This is a genomic window from Streptomyces sp. NPDC048257 (genome assembly GCF_043201855.1).
In the GTDB taxonomy this organism is placed as follows: Bacteria; Actinomycetota; Actinomycetes; order Streptomycetales; family Streptomycetaceae; genus Streptomyces.
Map to the genome: position 1 here is coordinate 7,837 of NZ_JBICZI010000038.1, position 22,518 is coordinate 30,354.

A 22,518-nucleotide genomic window follows, 5' to 3' on the forward strand; every position below is an offset into this window, starting at 1 on the left:
CCAATGGCAGATCAGGACAAGATCCTCGGCTACCTGAAGCGGGTGACGGCCGATCTGCATCAGACGCGGCAGCGCCTTCGCGAGGTCGAGGCCCAGGAGCCGGAGCCGATCGCGATCGTCGGCATGAGCTGCAGGTTCCCCGGCGGCATCGAGTCGCCGGAGGGCCTGTGGGACCTGGTGGCCGGGGGTCGGGACGCGATCACCGACTTCCCCGTCGACCGTGGCTGGGACATCGAGTCGCTGTACGACGCCGACCCCGACCAGCAGGGCACCTCGTACACCCGTGAGGGCGGATTCCTCGACGGCGTCGGGAAATTCGACGCGGCCTTCTTCGGCATCAGCCCGCGCGAAACCCTCGGCATGGACCCCCAGCAGCGCCTGCTCCTCGAAACGTCCTGGGAAACCTTCGAAAGAGCCGGAATCGACCCGGCGACCCTGCGCGGCAGCAAGGCCGGTGTCTTCATCGGCACCAACGGCCAGGACTATCCGGAGCTGCTGCGCGAAGTACCCAAGGGCGTCGAGGGATATCTCCTCACCGGAAACGCGGCCAGTGTCGTCTCCGGCCGCATTTCCTACACCTTCGGCCTCGAAGGCCCGGCCGTCACCGTCGACACCGCCTGCTCGGCCTCGCTGGTCGCCCTGCACCTCGCCGTCCAGGCGCTCCGCAACGACGAGTGCTCGCTGGCGCTGGCGGGCGGTGTCACCGTCATGTCGAGCCCGCGCGCGTTCGTGCAGTTCAGCCGCCAGCGCGGGCTCGCACCCGACGGACGCTGCAAGCCGTTCGCCGACGGAGCCGACGGCACCGGTTGGGGCGAGGGCGTCGGCATGCTGCTCGTCGAGCGGCTCTCCGACGCCCGCAGGAACGGTCATCCCGTCCTTGCCCTCGTGCGTGGCTCGGCGATCAACCAGGACGGCGCGAGCAACGGCCTGACCGCGCCCAACGGCCCGTCCCAGCAGCGCGTGATCCGTCAGGCACTCACGAACGCCGGGCTCACCCCCGCGCAGGTCGACGTCGTCGAGGCGCACGGCACCGGCACGACCCTCGGCGACCCGATCGAGGCGCAGGCCATCCTCGCCACGTACGGCCAGAACCGTCCCGAGGGCCGCCCGCTGTGGCTGGGCTCCATCAAGTCGAACATCGGTCACACGCAGGCCGCCGCCGGTGTCGCGGGCATCATCAAGATGGTCCTCGCCATGCAGCACGGAGTGCTGCCCGAGTCGCTCCACATCGACCAGCCGTCCGGCAACGTCGACTGGGCCGCCGGCGACGTCAAACTGCTGACCGAGGCCGTGCCGTGGCCGCAGACCGGCCAGCCGCGCCGCGCCGGTGTCTCCTCCTTCGGTGTCAGCGGCACCAACGCGCACACCGTCATCGAGCAGGCCCCGCCCGCCGAGGACGCGCAGGAGACCGGCGCGGACGCCGCGCCCACGGCGGAGGCGTCGGAGGCAGCATCCGCCCCCGCCTCCGCCACGGACCCCGAGAACCCCTCCGCGACCGGGACGCCGGCCGGCGCCACCGGCCCGGTGCCGGTGCTCCTGTCGGGCCAGAGCGACGCCGCACTGCGCGCCCAGGCCGAACGCCTCGCCGCCCATCTGCACGCCCGTCCCGAACTCGCGGCCGACACCGAGAGCCTGACCGACCTCGGCTTCTCGCTCGCCACCAGCCGGTCCTCGCTCGACCGCAGGGCCGTCCTGTTCGGCGACCGCGAAAGCCTGCTCGCCGACCTCACCGCCCTCGCCGGCGGCGAGCAGCCCGCCGCCCCCGTCCTGGGCGCGGTGAGCGAGGGCAAGACCGCCTTCCTCTTCACGGGCCAGGGCAGCCAGCGCCTGGGCATGGGACGTGAGCTGTACGCCACGCATCCCGGCTTCGCCCGCGCCCTCGACGAGGTCCGCATCGAGCTGGACCAGTACCTCGAACGGCCCCTGTTCGACGTGCTGTTCGCCGCCGAAGGCACGCCCGAGGCGGACCTGCTCGACGAGACCGCCTACACCCAGGCCGCCCTGTTCGCCGTCGAGGTCTCCCTGTTCCGGCAGCTCGAACAGTGGGGCGTCGGCGCCGACTTCCTCATCGGCCACTCCATCGGCGAACTCGCCGCCGCCCATGTCTCCGGCGTGCTCACCCTCGCCGATGCGGCCAAGCTCGTCGCCGCCCGCGGCCGGCTCATGCAGGCGCTGCCCACCGGGGGCGCGATGATCGCCGTCGAGGCCACCGAGGACGAGGTCGCACCGCTGCTCACCGGCCGGGTGAGCATCGCCGCCGTCAACGGCCCCCGGTCCGTGGTCGTCTCGGGCGACGAGGACGCCGCCACGGCACTCGCCGAGACCCTGCGCGCGCGAGGCCGCAGGACGAAGCGCCTCACGGTCAGCCACGCCTTCCACTCGCCGCTGATGGACGGCATGCTCGACGCGTTCCGTGAGGTCGCCGAGAGCGTCGCGTACGCGCCGCCCGTCATCCCGATCGTCTCCAACCTGACCGGCGCCTCCGTCACCGCGGAGGAGATCTGCGCCGCCGACTACTGGGTACGCCACGTCCGCGAGGCCGTCCGCTTCCTGGACGGCGTCCGCAAGCTCACCGCGCAGGGCGTCACCACGTTCGTCGAGGTGGGCCCGGGCGGGGTCCTCACCGCCCTGGCGCAGGAGTGCGTCACGGGCCAGGACGCCGTCTTCGTGCCCGTCCTGCGCGGCGACCGTCCCGAGGCGTCCGCGTTCGCAACAGCCGTCGCCCAGGCCCATGTCCACGGCGTCGCCGTCGACTGGTCCGCCGTCTTCGCCGGGCGCGGAGCCACCCGCATCGACCTGCCCACGTACGCCTTCCAGCGCGAGCTGTACTGGCCCGAGCAGCCCACCGCCTGGGCGGGCGACGTCACCGCCGCCGGCATCGGCTCCGCCGACCACCCCCTGCTGGGTGCGGCCATCGCTCTCGCCGACGGCGACGGCCACCTGTTCACCGGGCGGCTCTCGCTGGCCACCCACCCCTGGCTCGCCGACCACACGGTGATGGACACCGTGCTGCTGCCCGGCACCGCCTTCGTCGAACTCGCCCTCCGGGCCGGCGACCACACCGGCTGCGACCTGCTGGACGAACTCACCCTGGAGGCGCCGCTGGTGCTGCCCCCGCACGGCGGGGTGCAGATCCAGCTCGCCGTGGGCGCGCCCGACACCGAGGGCCGCCGCTCGCTGACCCTGCACTCCCGGCCCGAGGACGCCGCCGACGACACCTGGGGCGAGGGCGCCTGGACCCGGCACGCCACCGGCTTCCTCGCCACCGCCGCCCGAGGCGCCCGCGAGCCCCTCGCCGACCTCACCAGCTGGCCGCCGAAGAACGCCACCAAGGTCGAGGTCGAGGGCCTGTACGACTACCTCACCGAGTCCGGCTTCGCCTACGGTCCGGTCTTCCAGGGTCTGGCCGGCGCCTGGCAGCGCGGCGACGAGGTCTTCGCCGAGGTCCGCCTGCCGGAGCAGGCGCACGCCGAGGCCGCCCTGTTCGGTCTGCACCCCGCGCTGCTGGACGCCGCGCTGCACGCCGTCGGCATCGGCTCGCTCCTTGACGAGACCGAACACGGCAGGCTGCCGTTCTCCTGGAGCGGTGTCGCTCTCCGGGCGGTCGGCGCCCGCGCCCTGCGCGTACGGCTCGCACCCGCGGGCAACGACACCGTGTCGGTGACCCTCGCCGACGAGACCGGAACGCCCGTCGCCTCCGTCGACGCACTGCTGCTGCGGCCCGTCTCCCCGGACCAGGTGCACGCCGCCCGTACCGCCTTCCACGACTCCCTGTTCCGTGTGGAATGGACCGGTGCGCCCCTCCCGGCCGCCACCACCGTCGCGGCGGGCCAGTGGGCCTTGCTGGGCGACTCCCGTACGGAGTTCGTCACCGCGCTGCCCACCGCCGCCGCCCACGCCGACCTCGCCGCCCTCGGCACGGCGCTGGACGCGGGCGGGCCCGTCCCGCAGGCCGTCGTCGTCCCGTTCCCCGCGTCCGGCGTCCCCTCGGCGACTCCCGTCGACACCGCGCTGCCCACCGCCGTCGCCGACGCCCTGCACCGCACCCTGGAGCTGGCCCAGGCCTGGCTCGCCGACGACCGGTTCGCCGGCTCCCGGCTGGTGTTCGTCACCCGTGACGCCGTCGCCACCACGGCCGGCTCCGATGTCGCCGACCTGACCCACGCCCCGCTGTGGGGTCTGCTGCGCTCCGCACAGTCCGAGCACCCCGACCGGTTCGTCCTGCTCGACCTGGACGGACGCGAGGACTCCCTGCGTGCCCTGCCCGCCGCGCTCGCCACGGCCGAGCCGCAGCTCGCCCTGCGCGCGGGCAAGGCCCTCGTGCCCCGGCTCGCCCGCGTCGCCGCCGCGCCCGGCCAGGAGGCGCCCGCACTCGATCCCGACGGCACCGCCCTGGTCACCGGCGCCACCGGCACCCTCGGCGGCCTCGTCGCCCGGCACCTCGTCGCCGAGCACGGCATACGCCACCTGCTGCTGACCAGCCGTCGCGGCGAGGCCGCCGCCGGTGCGGCCGAACTCCTGGCCGAACTGCAGGAGCTGGGCGCCGACGTCACCCTGGCCGCCTGCGACGCAGCCGACCGTGACGCGCTCGCCGCGCTCATCGCGTCCATACCGTCCGAGCACCCGCTGACCGCCGTCGTCCACACCGCGGGCGTCCTCGACGACGGCATCCTCGAAGCGCTCACGCCCGAGCGCATCGACGCGGTCCTGCCCGCCAAGGTCGACGCGGCCGTGAACCTGCACGAGCTGACCCGGGAGCTGGACCTCGCGGCATTCGTGCTGTTCTCCGCCGCCGCCGGCACCCTCGGCGGCCCCGGCCAGGCCAACTACGCCGCCGCCAACACCTTCCTCGACGCGCTCGCCCAGCGACGCCGCGCCGAAGGACTGCCCGCCACCGCCCTCGCCTGGGGCCTGTGGGCCGAACGCAGCGGCATGACCGGCGACCTCGCCGACGCCGACCTGGAACGGATCTCCCGCGCCGGAGTCGCCGCCCTGTCGTCCGCCGAGGGCCTGGCGCTTCTGGACACCGCCCGAGCCGTGGGCGACCCCACCGCCGTCCCCATGCACCTCGACCTGGCAGCCCTGCGCCACGCCGACGCGAGCATGGTCCCCGCGCTCCTGCGCGGCCTGGTCCGCGGGCCCGCCCGCAGGTCGGTCGAGTCCCCGGACGCCGCCCCGGCCGGTGGCCTCACCGAGCGCCTGCTGCCCCTGACCGCCGCTGAGCGCGACCGGCTGCTCCTCGACACCGTCCGTGTCCAGGTCGCCGCCGTCCTCGGCTACCCCGGCCCGGAGGCCGTCGACCCCGGCCGCGCCTTCAAGGAGCTCGGCTTCGACTCGCTGACCGCCGTCGAGCTGCGCAACCGCCTCGGCTCCGCCACCGGCGTGCGGCTGCCCGCCACCCTCGTCTTCGACTACCCCACCCCGAACGCGCTCTCCGCGTTCCTGCGGACCGAACTCCTCGGCGACGCGGCGGACTCGGCTCCGGTCGTGGCCGTCACCGCCGTCGACGACGAGCCCATCGCCATCGTCGGCATGAGCTGTCGCTACCCCGGTGGGGTCACCACCCCCGAGGAACTGTGGCAGCTCGTCGCAGGCTCCGTCGACGCGATCTCGCCGTTCCCCACGGACCGGGGCTGGAACCTCGACGCGCTGTACGACTCCGATCCCGGCCGGGCCGGGACCTCGTACACCCGGGAGGGCGGCTTCCTGCACGACGCCGCCGACTTCGACCCGGACGTCTTCGGCATCAACCCGCGCGAAGCCCTCGCCATGGACCCGCACCAGCGGCTCCTCCTGGAGACGTCCTGGGAGGCGTTCGAGCGGGCCGGGATCGACCCCGCGTCCGTACGCGGCAGCCGCACCGGCGTGTTCGCCGGCGTCATGTACCACGACTACCTGACCCGGCTCCCGGCCGTGCCCGAGGGCCTGGAGGGCTACCTCGGAACCGGCACCGCGGGCAGTGTCGCCTCCGGCCGGATCTCGTACACGTTCGGGCTCGAAGGCCCCGCCGTCACCGTCGACACGGCCTGCTCCTCGTCGCTGGTCGCCCTGCACCTCGCAGCGCAGGCCCTGCGCAACGGCGAGTGCGACATGGCCCTCGCGGGCGGTGTCACCGTCATGTCCACCCCGGACACCTTCATCGACTTCAGCCGCCAGCGCGGCCTCGCCACCAACGGCCGCTGCAAGTCCTTCTCCGCCGACGCCGACGGCACCGGCTGGGCCGAGGGCGCGGGCATGATCCTCGTCGAGCGGCTCTCCGACGCCCGACGCAACGGTCACCAGATCCTGGCCGTCGTCCGCGGCACCGCCGTCAACCAGGACGGCGCCAGCAACGGCCTCACCGCCCCGAACGGCCCCTCGCAGCAGCGCGTCATCCGCCAGGCCCTCGCCAACGCGGGCCTGACCACCGCCGACGTCGACGCCGTCGAGGCCCACGGCACCGGCACCACCCTCGGCGACCCCATCGAGGCCCAGGCCCTGCTCGCCACCTACGGCCAGGACCGCCCCGGCGACCGGCCGCTCCGGCTCGGCTCCATCAAGTCCAACATCGGCCACACCCAGGCCGCGGCGGGCGCGGCGGGCATCATCAAGATGGTCCTCGCCATGCGTCACGGCGTCATGCCGCCGTCGCTGCACATCGGTGAGCCGTCCCCGCACATCGACTGGACCGCGGGCGCGGTCTCGCTGCTCACCGAGGCCGCCGAGTGGCCCGACGCGGGCCGCCCCCGTCGCGCGGGCATCTCCTCCTTCGGCGTCAGCGGCACCAACGCCCACGTCATCATCGAGCAGCCGCCCGCCGAGGAGCCCGCCGCCGGCACCGACTCCGGCCTGCCCGCCGGCACCCCCCTGCCGTTCGCCCTCTCCGGCCGGACCCCTGCCGCGCTGCGCGCCCAGGCAGCCCGGCTCATCGACCATCTCGCTCAGCGGCCCGAGGCCGCCCCCGCCGATGTGGCGCTCTCCCTCGCCACCACCCGTACCTCCCTGGACCGCAGGGCCGCCGTCGTCGCGCACGACCGTACGGAGCTCCTCGCCGGGCTCACCGCCCTGGCCGAGGGCCACGACAGCGCCCGGCTGGTCCAGCACCCCGCCGCCGACGGCCGGACGGCGATCCTGTTCACCGGACAGGGCAGCCAGCGCCCCGGCATGGGACGCGAGCTGTACGAGACGTACCCCGCCTTCGCCGACGCGCTGGACTCGGTCTGCGCCGAGCTGGACCAGCACCTCGAACAGCCCCTCAAGGACGTCCTGTTCGCCGACGACGGCGACCTGCTGAACCGGACCGGCTTCACCCAGCCCGCCCTGTTCGCGCTGGAGACCGCCCTCTACCGGCTCGTCGAATCATGGGGCGTGCGCCCCGACTTCGTAGCCGGGCACTCCATCGGCGAGATCACCGCCGCGCACGTCGCGGGCGTCCTCTCGCTGCCCGACGCGGCCACCCTGGTCGCCGCGCGGGGCCGCCTCATGCAACAACTGCCCGAGGGCGGCGCCATGATCGCGCTGACCGCCACCGAGGACGAGGTCCTGCCGCTGCTGGCCGGCCACGAGGACCGGATCGGCATCGCCGCCGTCAACTCCGCCTCCGCCGTCGTCATCTCCGGCGACGAGGCCCTCGCGCTGGAGATCGCCGCCGAGTTCGACCGGCGCGGCCGGCGCACCAAGCGGCTCACCGTCAGCCACGCCTTCCACTCACCGCTGATGGACGGCATGCTCGACGCCTTCCGCGAGGTCGCCGAGTCCCTGACGTACCGGGCGCCCGCCCTCCCGGTCGTCACGCACCTCACGGGAACGGTCGCCGGCGACGAACTGCGCACCGCCGAGCACTGGGTCTCCCATGTCCGTGAAGCGGTCCGCTTCCTCGACGGAATCCGCACCCTGGACGCCGAGCACGTCACCACCTACCTCGAACTCGGGCCGCAGGGCGTGCTGTCCGGCCTCGGCCGCGACTGCCTCACCGACCCCGACGACGCGGCCGACCCCGCCGTCTTCGTACCGGCGCTGCGCCGCGACCGAGGCGAGGCCGAAGCACTGACCGCCGCGATGGCCGCAGCCCACACCCGAGGGGTGCCGCTCGACTGGTCCGCGTACTTCGCCGGCACCGGCGCCCGCCGCGTCGAACTGCCCACCTACGCCTTCCAGCGCGAGCGGTTCTGGCTGGAAGCCCCGGCCGGCTACGTCGGCGACGTCGAATCGGCAGGTCTGGGCGCGGCCCACCACCCGCTGCTCGGCGCCGCCGTCGCCCTCGCCGACGGCGAAGGATTCCTGTTCACCGGCCGTCTCTCGCTCGACACCCACCCCTGGCTGGCCGACCACGCCGTCATGGGCAACGTCCTGCTGCCGGGCACCGCGTTCGTCGAACTGGCCATCCGCGCGGGCGACCAGGCCGGCTGCGACCTCCTCGAAGAGCTCACCCTCGAAGCCCCGCTGATTCTCGCCCCGCAGGCCGCGGCGCGCCTCCAGATCGTGGTCGGAGCGCCCGACGCGTCCGGCCGGCGCACCCTGGACGTGTATTCGAGCGACCCGGACGCCCCCGCCGACGAGCCGTGGACCCGCCACGCCAGTGGTGTCCTCGCCACCGGGGCGCAGGCACCCGCCTTCGACCTGACCGCGTGGCCGCCGCCGGGCGCCGAAGCCGTCGGTGTCGACGGCCTCTACGAACACCTCGGCCGGGGCGGCTTCGCCTACGGTCCCGTCTTCCAGGGCCTGCGTGCCGCCTGGCTCCTCGGCGACGACGTGTACGCCGAGGTCGCCCTGCCCGACGACCGGCAGGCCGAGGCCGCCCGGTTCGGCCTGCACCCGGCGCTTCTCGACGCAGCCCTGCACGGCACCTTCGTCCAGCCGTCCCCCGACGGGGATCAGCAGGGCCGGCTGCCGTTCTCCTGGCGCGGTGTGTCCCTGCACGCCGTCGGCGCGTCCGCGCTGCGCGTACGCCTCACCCCCGACGGACGGGACACCCTCTCCCTCCAGCTCGCCGACACCACCGGCGCTCCCGTCGCCGCCGTCGGCCACCTGACGCTGCGGCCCGTCTCCGCCGACCAGCTCGGCAGCGCACGCTCCGCACACCACGAGTCCCTGTTCCGGATCGACTGGGCCACCGTGCCGCTGCCGTCCGACGTCCCCGGCACCACGGACGAGTGGGCCGTCATCGGCCCGGACGGCCACACCGCCGGCACATCCCTTCCCGGACGTGCGCACACCGACCTGGACGCCCTCGGCGCGGCAGTCGAAGCGGGCGCCCCGGCACCCGCGTACGTCCTGGTGCACCACACCCCCGCCGCCGCCGCCTCCGCCGACGCCGTCCACACGGCCACCCACGAGGCACTGCGCCTCGTCAAGGCATGGCTCGCCGACGACCGGTTCGCCGCGTCCCGCCTGGTGTTCGTCACCCGCGGCGCGATCGCCACCCAGAGCGACTGGGACCTCGCCGACCTCACCCACGCACCCGTGTGGGGACTGGTACGCACCGCCCAGTCCGAGAATCCCGACCGGTTCCTCCTGGCCGACCTCGACGCCGACCCGGCCTCGACGGACGCCCTCGCTGCCGCACTCGCCACCGGCGAGCCGCAGCTCGCGATCCGCCGCGGCACCGTCCACGCCCCCCGCCTCGCCCGCGTCCCCGCCGCCACCCCGCTGACCCCGCCCCCGGGCGAGTCCGCCTGGCGCATGGACATCGAGGACAAGGGAACCCTAGAGAACCTCACCCTCGTCCCCAGCCCGGAGTCCGAAGCACCCCTGGAGCCCGGCCAGGTCCGCGTGGCCGTCCGCGCCGCGGGCCTCAACTTCCGCGATGTGCTCAACGCCCTCGGCATGTACCCCGGCGACCCGGGCCTCATGGGCAGCGAAGGCGCTGGCATCGTGCTGGAGACGGGCCCCGGCGTCACCGACCTCGCAGCCGGCGACCGCGTCATGGGCATGCTGCCCGGCGCGTTCGGCCCGCTCACCGTCGTCGACCGCCGCATGATCGCCCCGATGCCCGAGGGCTGGACCTTCGCCGAGGCAGCGTCCGTACCCATCGTCTTCATGACGGCGTACTACGCCCTCCACGACCTCGCCGGACTGCGCGACGGCGAGTCCCTCCTCGTGCACGCCGCTGCCGGCGGAGTCGGCATGGCCGCCGTCCAGCTCGCCCGCCACTGGGGCGCCGACGTCTACGCGACGGCGAGCCCCGCCAAGTGGGACACCCTGCGCGGACTCGGCCTCGGCGACGACAGGATCGCTTCGTCCCGCACCCTCGACTTCGAGGAGACCTTCCGCACGGCCACACAGGGACGCGGCGTCGACGTCGTACTCGACTCGCTGGCCAGGGAGTTTGTGGACGCCTCCCTGCGGCTCCTGCCGCGCGGCGGACGCTTCGTCGAAATGGGCAAGACCGACGTCCGCTCCCCGCAGGACGTCGCCGACGCCCACCCGGGCGTCAGCTACCAGGCGTTCGACCTGACCGAGGCCGGCCTCGACCGCATCCAGGAGATGCTCACCGAGCTGCTCACCCTCTTCCGCTCCGGCGCTCTGCGCCCCGTACCGGTCTCCGCCTGGGACCTGCGGCAGGCCCCCGAGGCGTTCCGCTACCTCAGCCAGGCACGCCATGTCGGCAAGATCGTGCTCACCCTGCCCACCGAGTGGAACCCGCAGGGCACCGTCCTGATCACCGGCGGCACCGGCACCCTCGGCGCACTCGTCGCCCGGCACGCCGTCACCGCCCGCGGCGCCCGCCGCCTGCTGCTCACGAGCCGTCGCGGCGAGGCCGCCGCCGGTGCGGCCGAACTCGCCGCCGAACTGCGGGAGCTGGGTGCCGACGTCACCGTCGCCGCCTGCGACGCAGCCGACCGTGACGCGCTCGCCGCGCTCATCGAGTCCGTACCGTCCGAGCACCCGCTGACCGCCGTCGTCCACACCGCCGGTGTCCTCGACGACGGGGTCGTCGACGCGCTCACCCCCGAGCGCCTGTCGACGGTCCTGCGCCCGAAGGTGGACGCCGCCTGGAACCTGCACGAGCTGACCCGCCACCTCGACCTGGCCGACTTCGTACTGTTCTCCTCCGCCGCCGGAACGTTCGGCGGCGCCGGGCAGGCCAACTACGCCGCCGCGAACGTCTTCCTGGACGCCCTCGCCCGGCACCGGCACGCCCACGGCCTCGCCGCCACCTCCCTGGCCTGGGGCCTGTGGGCCGAGGCCAGCGGCATGACCGGCGAACTCGACACGGCCGACAAGGACCGGATGACGCGCTCCGGCGTCCTCGGCCTCTCCTCCGAAGAGGGCGTGGCGCTGCTCGACACCGCACGCCTCACTGGCGACGCCTTCCTCGTCCCCATGCAGCTCGACCTGGCGCCGCTGCGCCAGGCCGACGCGAGCCAGGTCCCCGCCCTGCTGCGCGGCCTGGTCCGCGCGCCGGCCCGCAGGACCGTCGAGGCCACCGCCGCGGGCACCGGAACCCCGCTGGTGGAGCGGCTCGTACGGCTCCCCGAGAACGAGCGCGACCCGCTCCTGCTCGACCTCGTACGCAACCAGGTGGCCGGCGTACTCGGCCACGCCACCCCCGACGCCGTCGAACCCACCCGCGCGTTCAAGGACCTCGGCTTCGACTCGCTGACCGCTGTGGAGTTCCGCAACCGGATCGGCGCGGCCGCCGGCATCCGGCTGCCCGCCACGCTCGTCTTCGACTACCCGACCCCCGCGGTCCTGGCCGGCTACCTCAAGGACGAACTCCTCGGCTCCGAGGCCGCGGCCGCCCTCCCGAAGCTCGCCGCCACCGCCGTCGAGGCCGACGACCCCATCGCCATCGTCGCCATGAGCTGCCGCTTCCCCGGAGACGTCCGCACTCCCGAGGACCTGTGGGAGCTGCTCGCCGAGGGACGCGACGGCATCTCCCACCTCCCGGACGACCGCGGCTGGGACACCGAGGCGCTGTACGACCCCGACCCCGACAGCCCCGGCACCTCCTACGCCAGGGAGGGCGGATTCTTCTACGACGCCCATCACTTCGACCCGGCGTTCTTCGGGATCAACCCGCGCGAGGCCCTTGCCATGGACCCGCAGCAGCGACTGCTGCTGGAGACGTCCTGGGAGGCGTTCGAGCGGGCCGGCATCGACCCGACGGGCCTGCGCGGCCAGCAGGTCGGCGTCTTCGTCGGCCAGATGCACAACGACTACGTGTCCCGGCTGAACACCGTCCCCGAAGGCGTCGAGGGCTACCTCGGCACCGGCGGCTCCAGCAGCATCGCCTCCGGCCGCGTCTCCTACACCTTCGGCTTCGAAGGCCCCGCGGTCACCGTCGACACGGCCTGCTCGTCGTCTCTCGTCGCCCTGCACCTCGCGGCACAGGCACTGCGCAACGGCGAGTGCTCGCTCGCCCTGGCGGGCGGCGTCACCATCATCACCACCCCCGACGTCTTCACCGAGTTCAGCCGCCAGCGCGGCCTCGCGAGCGACGGCCGTTGCAAGCCGTTCGCGGCCGCCGCCGACGGTACGGCGTGGGGTGAGGGCGCCGGCATGCTGCTCGTCGAGCGCCTGTCGGACGCCCGCAGGAACGGGCACCAGGTCCTGGCGGTCGTCCGGGGCACCGCCGTCAATCAGGACGGCGCCAGCAACGGTCTGACCGCCCCGAACGGCCCGTCCCAGCAGCGGGTCATCCGCCAGGCCCTCGCCAACGCGGGCCTGTCGTCCGCCGAGGTCGACGCCGTCGAGGCACACGGCACGGGCACCCGGCTCGGCGACCCGATCGAGGCCCAGGCCCTCCTCGCCACGTACGGCCAGGACCGCCCCGGGGACAGCCCCCTGTGGCTGGGCTCCATCAAGTCCAACTTCGGCCACACGCAGGCGGCCGCCGGTGTCGCCGGGATCATCAAGATGGTCCAGGCAATGCACCACGGCGTGCTGCCGAAGACCCTGCACGTGGACGCGCCGTCACCGCACGTGGACTGGACGGCGGGCGCGGTCTCGCTCCTCACCGAGCAGATGGCCTGGCCCGAGACCGGCCGCCCGCGCCGCGCGGGTGTGTCGTCGTTCGGCATGAGCGGCACGAACGCGCACGCCATCATCGAGCTCGCCCCGGACGCCGGCACCCCGACCGCCGGCCGGCCGGAGCCGGCCCCGGCGGCCCTTCCGTGGAACCTCTCGGCCCGCACTCCGGACGCCCTGCGCGCCCAGGGCGAGCAGCTGCTCTCCCACCTGGAGACCCACCCGGCGACGGCGCTCGCCGACATCGGCCACTCGCTGACGACCGGCCGCGCCCTCTTCGAGCACCGCGCGACGGTGGTGGCGGGCGACCGCGACGGCTTCCGCGCGGGGCTGGCCGCGCTCGCCGAGGGACGGGCGGCAGCGGGGCTGATCCAGGGATCGTCCTCGGTCGGTGAGAAGACGGCGTTCCTGTTCACGGGGCAGGGGAGCCAGCGGCTGGGGATGGGGCGCGAGCTCTACGGGGCGTATCCGGTGTTCGCGGAGGCGTTGGATGCGGTGTGTGCTCGGCTGGAACTGCCGCTGAAGGACGTGCTGTTCGGGACCGACGGCGCCGCGCTGGACGAGACCGCGTACACGCAGCCGGCTCTCTTCGCGGTTGAGGTGGCGTTGTTCCGGCTCGTGGAGAGCTGGGGTGTGAAGCCGGACTTCCTGGCGGGTCATTCGATCGGTGAGATCGCGGCCGCGCATGTGGCGGGGGTGTTCTCACTGGAGGATGCCTGTGCTCTGGTCGAGGCTCGTGGGCGGCTGATGCAGGCGCTGCCGACCGGTGGTGTGATGATCGCGGTCCAGGCATCGGAGGACGAGGTCCTGCCGCTGCTGACCGACCGGGTGAGCATCGCCGCGATCAACGGCCCCCAGGCCGTGGTCATTGCGGGCGACGAGGCCGACGCGGTGGCGATCGCCGAATCCTTCGCCGACCGTAAGTCCAAGCGGCTCACGGTCAGTCATGCGTTCCATTCGCCGCACATGGACGGCATGTTGGAGGATTTCCGGGCCGTGGCGGAGGGCCTCTCCTACGAGGCTCCGCGCATCCCCGTCGTCTCCAACCTCACCGGCGCCCCCGTCACCGACGAGATGGGCTCGGCCGACTTCTGGGTCCGGCACGTCCGCGAAGCCGTCCGCTTCCTCGACGGCATCCGTGCTCTGGAAGCCGCCGGGGTCACGACGTACATCGAACTCGGCCCCGACGGCATCCTCTCGGCCATGGCCCAGGAGTGCCTGACCGGCGTGCAGGACCTCACCTTCGCCCCCGTCCTGCGGGCGGGACGCGACGAGGCCGAGACGCTGCTCTCGGCGCTCGCGGCGGCTCACGTCCGCGGTGTGCCCGTCGACTGGCAGGCCTTCTACGCCCCGGCCGGAGCCCAGCGCGTGCCCCTGCCGACGTACGCCTTCCAGCGCTCGGTCTACTGGCTGGACGCGGGCCGCTCCCAGGGCGACGTCGCATCGGCGGGACTCGGCGCGACGGACCACCCGCTGCTCGGCGCCGCGGTCGAGCTGCCCGACTCGGACGGGTTCCTCTTCACCGGCCGCCTCTCGCTGGCCACCCACCCGTGGCTCGCCGACCACGCGGTCATGGGCTCCGTGCTCCTTCCGGGCACGGCGTTCGTCGAGCTCGCGCTGCGGGCCGGCGACCAGGTCGGTTGCGACCTGATCGACGAACTCACCCTGGAGGCACCGCTGGTGCTGCCCCGGCACGGAGGCGTACAGCTGCGGCTCGCCGTCGGAACGCCCGACGCGACGGGTCGCCGCACCCTGGCCCTCCACTCCCGGAGCGAGGACGTGGACACCGCGACGCCGTGGACCCGCCACGCCGCCGGTGTGCTCGCGGTCGGGGCCGACCGGAGCCCGCAGAGCCTCACCGAGTGGCCGCCGACCGGCGCCGAATCCGTTCCTGTGGAGGGGCTGTACGAGGGGCTGGCCGAATCGGGCTTCGGATACGGTCCGGTCTTCCAGGGACTGCGTGCGGCCTGGCGGCGCGACGGCGAGTTCTACGCCGAGGTCGGACTGCCGCAGGACACCGAGGACGAGGCCGGACGCTTCGGCCTCCACCCGGCCCTGCTCGACGCGGCGCTGCACGCGCTGGGGCTGGGAAGCACGGACACCGAAGGCGGCGAGGGACGGCTGCCGTTCTCCTGGTCCGGTGTGTCCCTGCACGCCGTCGGTGCCTCCGCGCTGCGCGTACGTCTCACCACGGCTCGAAGCGGTGAGGTGGCACTGACCATCGCCGACGCGGCCGGAGAGCCGGTCGCGACGGTGGCCGGCCTCGCGCTGCGCGCCGTGAGCCACGAGCAGCTGAGCACGGCGCAGGACGTCACACGTGACGCGCTGTTCCGGGTGGAATGGACGGCGCTTCCTACGGGCGGCGCGGCCGGCTCGGCGGACGACTGGATGATGCTGGGCGCCGGTTCGCAGGTGTACGCGGACCTGGCTGCGCTGGGTGCGGCTGTTGCGGAGGGCGGTGCGATTCCGGCGACGCTGGTGGTGCCCTGCACGGCGCCGGACGCGGACGCGGATCCGGGGTCGGCTGCGGATGATGTGGCGGGTGCGGTGCATGCGGCGGTTGAGCGTGCGCTGGGTCTGGTGCAGGAGTGGCTGGCGGACGAGCGGTTCGCGGATGCGCGTCTGGTGTTCCTGACGCGGGGTGCGATGGCTGCGCGCGCCCAGGACACGGTGCCCGGCCTGGTGCAGGCAGCTGTGTGGGGTCTGGTGCGTTCCGCCCAGTCGGAGAACCCGGGCCGTTTCGGTCTGATCGATGTCGACGGTGATGTCGACGGTGATGGCGAAGTGGACGCGGACGTGCTGTCGGCCGTGCTCGCTTCCGGTGAACCCGAGCTGGCGGTCCGCGAAGAGGCCCTGCTCGTGCCGCGTCTTGTCCGTGCTGCTGTTGCTGGTGGTGCCGGTGGTGAGCTGGATGTCGATGGCACGGTGTTGGTGACGGGTGCGAGTGGCTCGTTGGGTGGTTTGTTCGCCCGTCATCTGGTGGTTGAGCGTGGTGTGCGGCGTCTGTTGTTGGTGAGTCGTCGTGGTGAGGCTGCGGAGGGTGCTGCTGAACTGTCGGCCGAGCTGGCCGGGTGGGGTGCCGATGTGCGGTGGGCGGCGTGTGATGTGGCCGACCGTGATGCGCTGGAGGCCGTTCTGGGCGGGATTCCGGCCGAGTATCCGTTGTCGGGTGTGGTGCATACGGCTGGTGTGCTGGATGACGGTGTGGTTGCGTCGCTCACGCCTGAGCGTGTGTCGGGGGTGTTGCGTCCGAAGGTGGATGCGGCCTGGAATCTGCACGAGCTGACCCGTGGTCTTGATCTGTCGTTGTTCGTGTTGTTCTCGTCGGCTGCTGGTGTGTTCGGTGGTGCCGGTCAGGCGAACTATGCGGCGGCGAACGTGTTCCTGGACGCTCTGGCTCAGCACCGCAGGGCGCAGGGTCTGGCGGCTACTTCCCTTGCCTGGGGTCTCTGGGCCGGTGTGGGTGGCATGGGCGGTGACCTGACGGAGTCCGACCGTGAGCGCATCAACCGCGGCGGTATCACCGCTCTCGAGCCCGAGACCGGTCTCGCCCTCTTCGACGCCGCACAGCGCACCACCGACGCACTGCTCGTCCCCCTCCCGCTCGACCTGGCCGCCCTGCGCGCCCAGGCCCGCAGCGGAGTGCTTCCGGACCTGCTGCGCGGCCTGGTCCGCGTGCCGGTACGCCGGGCAGCGGGACAGGGAAGCGCGGCCGGCGGGTCGGCACTCCGTACGCGACTGGCCGGGCTGCCCGCCGACGAGCGGGACGCGGCCCTGCTGGACCTGGTCCGGGCCGAGGTGGCGGCCGTACTCGGCCACGCGTCGACCGACGAGGTACCGGCCGACCGGGCGTTCAAGGAGCTCGGCTTCGACTCGCTGACCTCGGTCGAGCTGCGCAACAGGCTCGGCGCCGCCACCGGCGAACGCCTCTCCGCCACCCTCGTCTTCGACTACCCGACCCCGAATGCGCTCGCCGAGTTCCTGCGCAGCGAGGTGCTGGGCCTGGAGGAGCCGACGGATACGGCCACGATCGCCCCCACGCGCCCCGGGACCTCGCTCGACGACGATCCGGTCGCGATCGTCGGCATGAGCTGCCGGTACCCCGGCGGGGTCGAGACCCCCGAGGACCTCTGGCGCCTGGTGGTGGGTGGCGGCGACGCCATCTCGGAGTTCCCCCAGGGCCGCGGCTGGGACCTCGAGTCGCTGTACGACCCGGACCCGGACGGCAAGGGCACCAGCTACACCCGGTCGGGCGGCTTCCTGCACGACGCGGGCCGGTTCGACCCGGCGTTCTTCGGGATCTCGCCGCGCGAGGCCGTGGCGATGGACCCGCAGCAGCGGCTGCTCCTCGAAACGTCGTGGGAGGCGTTCGAGCGGGCCGGGATCGACCCGGCCTCGGTGCGCGGCAGCCGGACCGGTGTCTTCGCGGGCATCATGTACCACGACTACGCGACCCGGATCACCTCCGTTCCGGACGGGGTCGAGGGCTACCTCGGCACCGGAAACTCCGGCAGCATCGCCTCCGGCCGCGTCTCGTACGCCTTCGGCCTGGAGGGCCCGGCGGTCACCGTCGACACGGCCTGCTCGTCGTCTCTCGTCGCCCTGCACTGGGCGATCCAGGCGCTGCGCAACGGCGAGTGCACGATGGCGCTGGCCGGAGGTGTCACCGTCATGTCGACGCCGGGCACCTTCACCGAGTTCAGTCGCCAGCGCGGCCTGGCCGCCGACGGCCGCATCAAGTCCTTCGCGGCTGCGGCCGACGGCACCAGCTGGGCCGAAGGCGCGGGCATGCTGCTCGTCGAGCGGCTGTCGGACGCGCGGGCCAAGGGCCACCGGGTCCTGGCGATCGTGCGAGGCTCGGCGATCAACCAGGACGGTGCCAGCAACGGCCTGACCGCTCCGAACGGCCCCTCGCAGCAGCGGGTGATCCGCCAGGCCCTCGCAGGAGCCCGGCTGACCAGTGACCAGATCGATGTCGTGGAGGCGCACGGCACCGGCACCACCCTGGGCGACCCGATCGAGGCGCAGGCACTCCTGGCCACGTACGGCCGTGAGCGCGAGGCGGACCAGCCGCTGTGGCTGGGCTCCATCAAGTCGAACATGGGTCACACGCAGGCGGCTGCCGGCGTCGCCGGCATCATCAAGATGATCATGGCCATCCGGCACGGTGTGCTGCCGAAGACCCTGCACGTCGATGAGCCGACTCCGCATGTGGACTGGGAGGACGGCGCGGTCTCGCTGCTCACCGAGTCCGTCCCGTGGCCGGAGACGGGCCGTCCGCGGCGCGCGGGTGTGTCGTCGTTCGGTATCAGTGGCACCAATGCGCACACGATCATCGAGCAGGCACCGGAGGAGTTCGCTCCGGTCCGCGTGGTCGAGCCGGGCTCCTCGGGTGAGGGTTCGCGGGTGCTGCCGTTCGTGTTGTCGGCGAAGTCGGTGGAGGCGTTGCGTGGTCAGGCTGCGCGGCTGAGGGCGCATGTGGAGGCTTCGCCGGAGGTGGCCGGGGCCGGGGCTGTTGATGTGGCCTATTCGCTGGCGACGAGGCGTGCGGTCTTCGATCACCGTGCGGTGGTGGTGGCTGGTGACCGGGAGGAGTTGTTGCGTTCGCTGGCTGCGTTGGAGTCGGAGGGCATGGCGGCTGGTCTGACGCGTGGGACGGCGGGTGGCGGAAAGCTTGCGTTCCTGTTCACCGGGCAGGGCAGCCAGCGGCTGGGGATGGGCCGGGAGCTGTACGAGGCGTATCCCGTGTTCGCGCAGGCCCTGGACACGATCTGCGACGAGCTGGACCCGCGACTCGAAGTGCCCTTGAAGCAGGTGCTGTTCGCTGCCGAGGGCGATCTGCTGGACCAGACCGCGTACACCCAGCCCGCTCTCTTCGCGGTCGAGGTGGCACTGTTCCGCCTGGTGGAGTCGTGGGGTGTGAAGCCGGACTTCCTGGCGGGTCATTCGATCGGTGAGATTGCGGCCGCGCATGTGGCGGGGGTGCTGTCCCTCGACGATGCGTGCACGCTGGTCGCCGCCCGCGGCCGGCTGATGCAGGCGCTGCCCACCGGCGGAGCCATGGTCGCCGTCCAGGCCACCGAAGAGGAAGTGCTCCCGCTGCTGACCGACCGGGTGAGCATCGCCGCCGTCAACGGTCCGCAGTCGGTCGTCGTCGCGGGTGACGAGGCCGAGGCGGTGGCGATCGCCGAGTCCTTCACCGGCCGCAAGACGAAGCGGCTCACGGTCAGCCATGCGTTCCATTCGCCGCACATGGACGGCATGCTCGCCGACTTCCGCAAGGTGGCGGAGGGGTTGTCGTACGGGACTCCGCGGATCCCGGTCGTCTCCAACCTCACCGGGGCGCTGGTCACCGATGAGATGGGCTCGGCGGACTTCTGGGTCCGGCACGTCCGTGAGGCCGTCCGTTTCCTGGACGGCATCCGCACGCTGGAAGCCGCGGGCGTCACCACGTACATCGAACTCGGCCCCGACGGCATCCTCTCGGCCATGGCCCAGGACTGCCTGACGGGCGACGAAGCGCTGTTCGCGCCCGCTCTTCGCAAGGGCCGCCCCGAGCCCGAGACGATCACCACGGCCCTCGCCCACGCCCACACCCACGGCACGTCCGTCGACTGGGAGACGTACTTCTCCGGCACCGGCGCCCAGCGCGTCGAGCTGCCCACCTACGCCTTCCAGCGTGACTGGTACTGGCTGAACTCGGCCGCGGTGCAGGCCGGCCCGGGCGACGCGACCGGATTCGGGCTCGGCGCGACGAACCACCCCCTTCTGGGCGCGGCCGTCGAGCTGCCCGACTCGGACGGCTTCCTGTTCACCAGCAGGCTGTCCCTCGTCACTCAGCCGTGGCTCGCGGACCACGCCGTTCTGGGCTCGGTCCTTCTCCCGGGCACGGCCTTCGTGGAACTCGCCGTCCGGGCAGGTGACCAGGTCGGCTGCGACGTACTGGAGGAGCTGACGCTGCAGGCACCGCTGGTGGTGCCCGAGCGGGGCGGTGTGCAGCTGCGGCTCACCGTTGCCGCCGCCGACGAGTCCGGACGGCGAGGTCTGTCGCTGTACTCCCGCGACGAGGACGCTCCCGCCGACGAGCCGTGGACGCGGCATGCCAGCGGCGTGCTCACCACCGGCGCGGCGGCCCCCGCCTTCGATTTCGCCGCCTGGCCCCCGGCCGGTGCCGAACCGGTCGACATCGAGGGCCTGTACGAGGGCCTGGCCGCGGCCGGGTTCGACTACGGTCCGGCTTTCCAGGGCCTGCGTTCGGCATGGCTGCACGGCGACGGGGTGTACGCCGAAGTGAGCCTGGACGAGGAGTCCGCGGAATCGGCGGAATGGTTCGGGCTGCACCCGGCCCTTCTGGACGCGACGCTGCACGCGGCGGGTCTCGGCGGTCTCGTGGAGAGCACAGGTCAGGGACGGCTTCCCTTCGCCTGGAGCAATGTGTCCCTGCACGCGGCCGGCGCGTCCGCGGTACGGGTCCGGCTGGCCCCGGCCGGCCGCGACGCCGTGTCGCTGCAACTCGCCGACGCAGCGGGTGCACCGGTCGCCTCGGTCGAATCGCTGGTGCTGCGGGCGGTCTCGCCCGACCAGATCGGCGCGGCGCGCGGCGGCCGGCACGAGTCGCTCTTCCAGATCGACTGGACCGCTCTCCCGCTCACCCCGCTGTCCGCTGCCGAAGAGCGCCCCTGGGCTCTTCTGGCGGACGACGGGTCCGGCCACGCGGGACTCGATTCCGTGGGTGTCCGTTACGAGACCCACACCGGACTCGCGGCGCTCGCCGACACGGGCCGGGCGGTACCCGAGCTCGTGTGCGTCCCGCTCTCCACGGCGGACTCGCAGGAAGTGGCGGGTGCGGTGCATGCGGCGGTCGAGCGTGTGCTGGGTCTGGTGCAGGAGTGGCTGGCGGACGAGCGGTTCGCGGATGGGCGTCTGGTGTTCCTGACGCGGGGTGCGGTGGCTGCTGTGCCGGGCGAGGATGTGACCGATCTGGTCCACGCTCCGGTGTGGGGTCTGGTGCGGTCCGCCCAGTCGGAGAACCCGGGCCGCTTCGTCCTGGCCGACACCGACGGCACCGACGCTTCCTACCGTGCCCTGACTGCCGCGCTCGCCTCGGGCGAACCGGAGGTCACGGTGCGGGGTGGCGCGGTGCGGGTGCCCAGGCTGACGCGTTCCGGTCTCACTGTGGAGGCTGTGCCCGAACTCGGCTCCGACGGAACGGTGTTGGTGACGGGTGCAAGTGGCACGTTGGGTGGTTTGTTCGCCCGTCATCTGGTGGTTGAGCGTGGTGTGCGGCGTCTGTTGTTGGTGAGTCGTCGTGGTGGGGCTGCGGAGGGTGCTGCTGAACTGTCAGCGGAGTTGGCCGGGTGGGGTGCCGATGTGCGGTGGGCGGCGTGTGATGTGGCCGACCGTGATGCGCTTGAGTCCGTTCTGGGCGGGATTCCTGCCGAGTATCCGTTGTCGGGTGTGGTGCATACGGCTGGTGTGCTGGATGACGGTGTGGTTGCGTCGCTCACGCCTGAGCGTGTGTCGGGGGTGTTGCGTCCGAAGGTGGATGCGGCCTGGAATCTGCATGAGCTGACCCGTGGTCTTGATCTGTCGTTGTTCGTGTTGTTCTCGTCGGCTGCTGGTGTGTTCGGTGGTGCCGGTCAGGCGAACTATGCGGCGGCGAACGTGTTCCTGGACGCTCTGGCTCAGCACCGCAGGGCTCATGGCCTGGCGGCCACATCCCTTGCCTGGGGTCTTTGGGCCGGGTCCGCCGGTATGGCGGGCGGGCTGGGCGCCGATGAGGTGTCGCGTCTGGGCCGTGGTGGTGTCGGTGGGCTCTCCGCTCAGGAGGGTGTGGCGTTGTTCGATGCCGCGTCCACGTCCGAGCAGGCATTGTTCGTTCCGGTGAGGCTGGATCTGGGTGCCCTCCGGGCACAGGTCAGTAGTGGTGGCATGCTGCCGCCGCTGCTCAGCGGCCTCGTCCGTACCCCCACCCGCCGCGCCGCAGGCACCGCCGACACCGGCACGGACGGCGGGACCGCGCTGCGGGAGCGCCTGGCCGGGCTCTCACCGGCCGCGCGGGACGAGGCGCTGCTGGAGCTTGTCTGCACCTACGTCGCGGCCGTACTCGGCTTCGCCGGGCCCGAAGCGGTCGACCCGGCACGCTCGTTCAGCGAGGTCGGCTTCGACTCGCTGACCGCCGTCGAGCTGCGCAACAGGCTCGGCGCCGCGACCGGCGTACGGCTCCCCGCCACCCTCGTCTTCGACTACCCGACACCGGACGCCCTGGTGGAGTACCTGCGGGACGAGCTCTGGCAGGACGGTGCCGCGGCGGTTCCCCCGCTGCTCGCCGAACTCGACCGGCTGGAGAAGACGCTCGTCGCGTCCGTGCCCGACGACGACGGCCGCACCCGCATCACCGAGCGTCTGCAGGCACTGCTGGCCGCCTGGAGCGAGGCCGGCGAACCCGCGGGCGCCGACGACGCCGATGTGGCCGAGGCGCTCGAGACCGCGACCGACGACGACCTCTTCGACTTCATCGGCAAGGAGTTCGGGATCTCGTGATGCGACGGCTCGGCTCCGCCCTTT

1 protein-coding gene is annotated in these 22,518 nt (G+C 72.9%); it reads left to right on the forward strand.

Translation table 11 applies throughout. From position 1 onward, the window contains the following. The first annotated feature begins 3 nt into the window (after nucleotides 1-3). Nucleotides 4-22,494: an SDR family NAD(P)-dependent oxidoreductase gene (locus tag ACGFZK_RS36135; RefSeq protein WP_393853070.1), complete on the forward strand. Its 22,491-nt coding sequence runs from the start codon at nucleotides 4-6 to the stop codon at nucleotides 22,492-22,494. The last annotated feature ends 24 nt before the right edge of the window (nucleotides 22,495-22,518 follow it).

Excerpts from the sequence above, each read along its gene's own strand:
- ACGFZK_RS36135 (WP_393853070.1), top strand. The coding sequence starts at position 4 with ATGGCAGATCAGGACAAGATCCTCGGCTACCTGAAGCGGGTGACGGCC.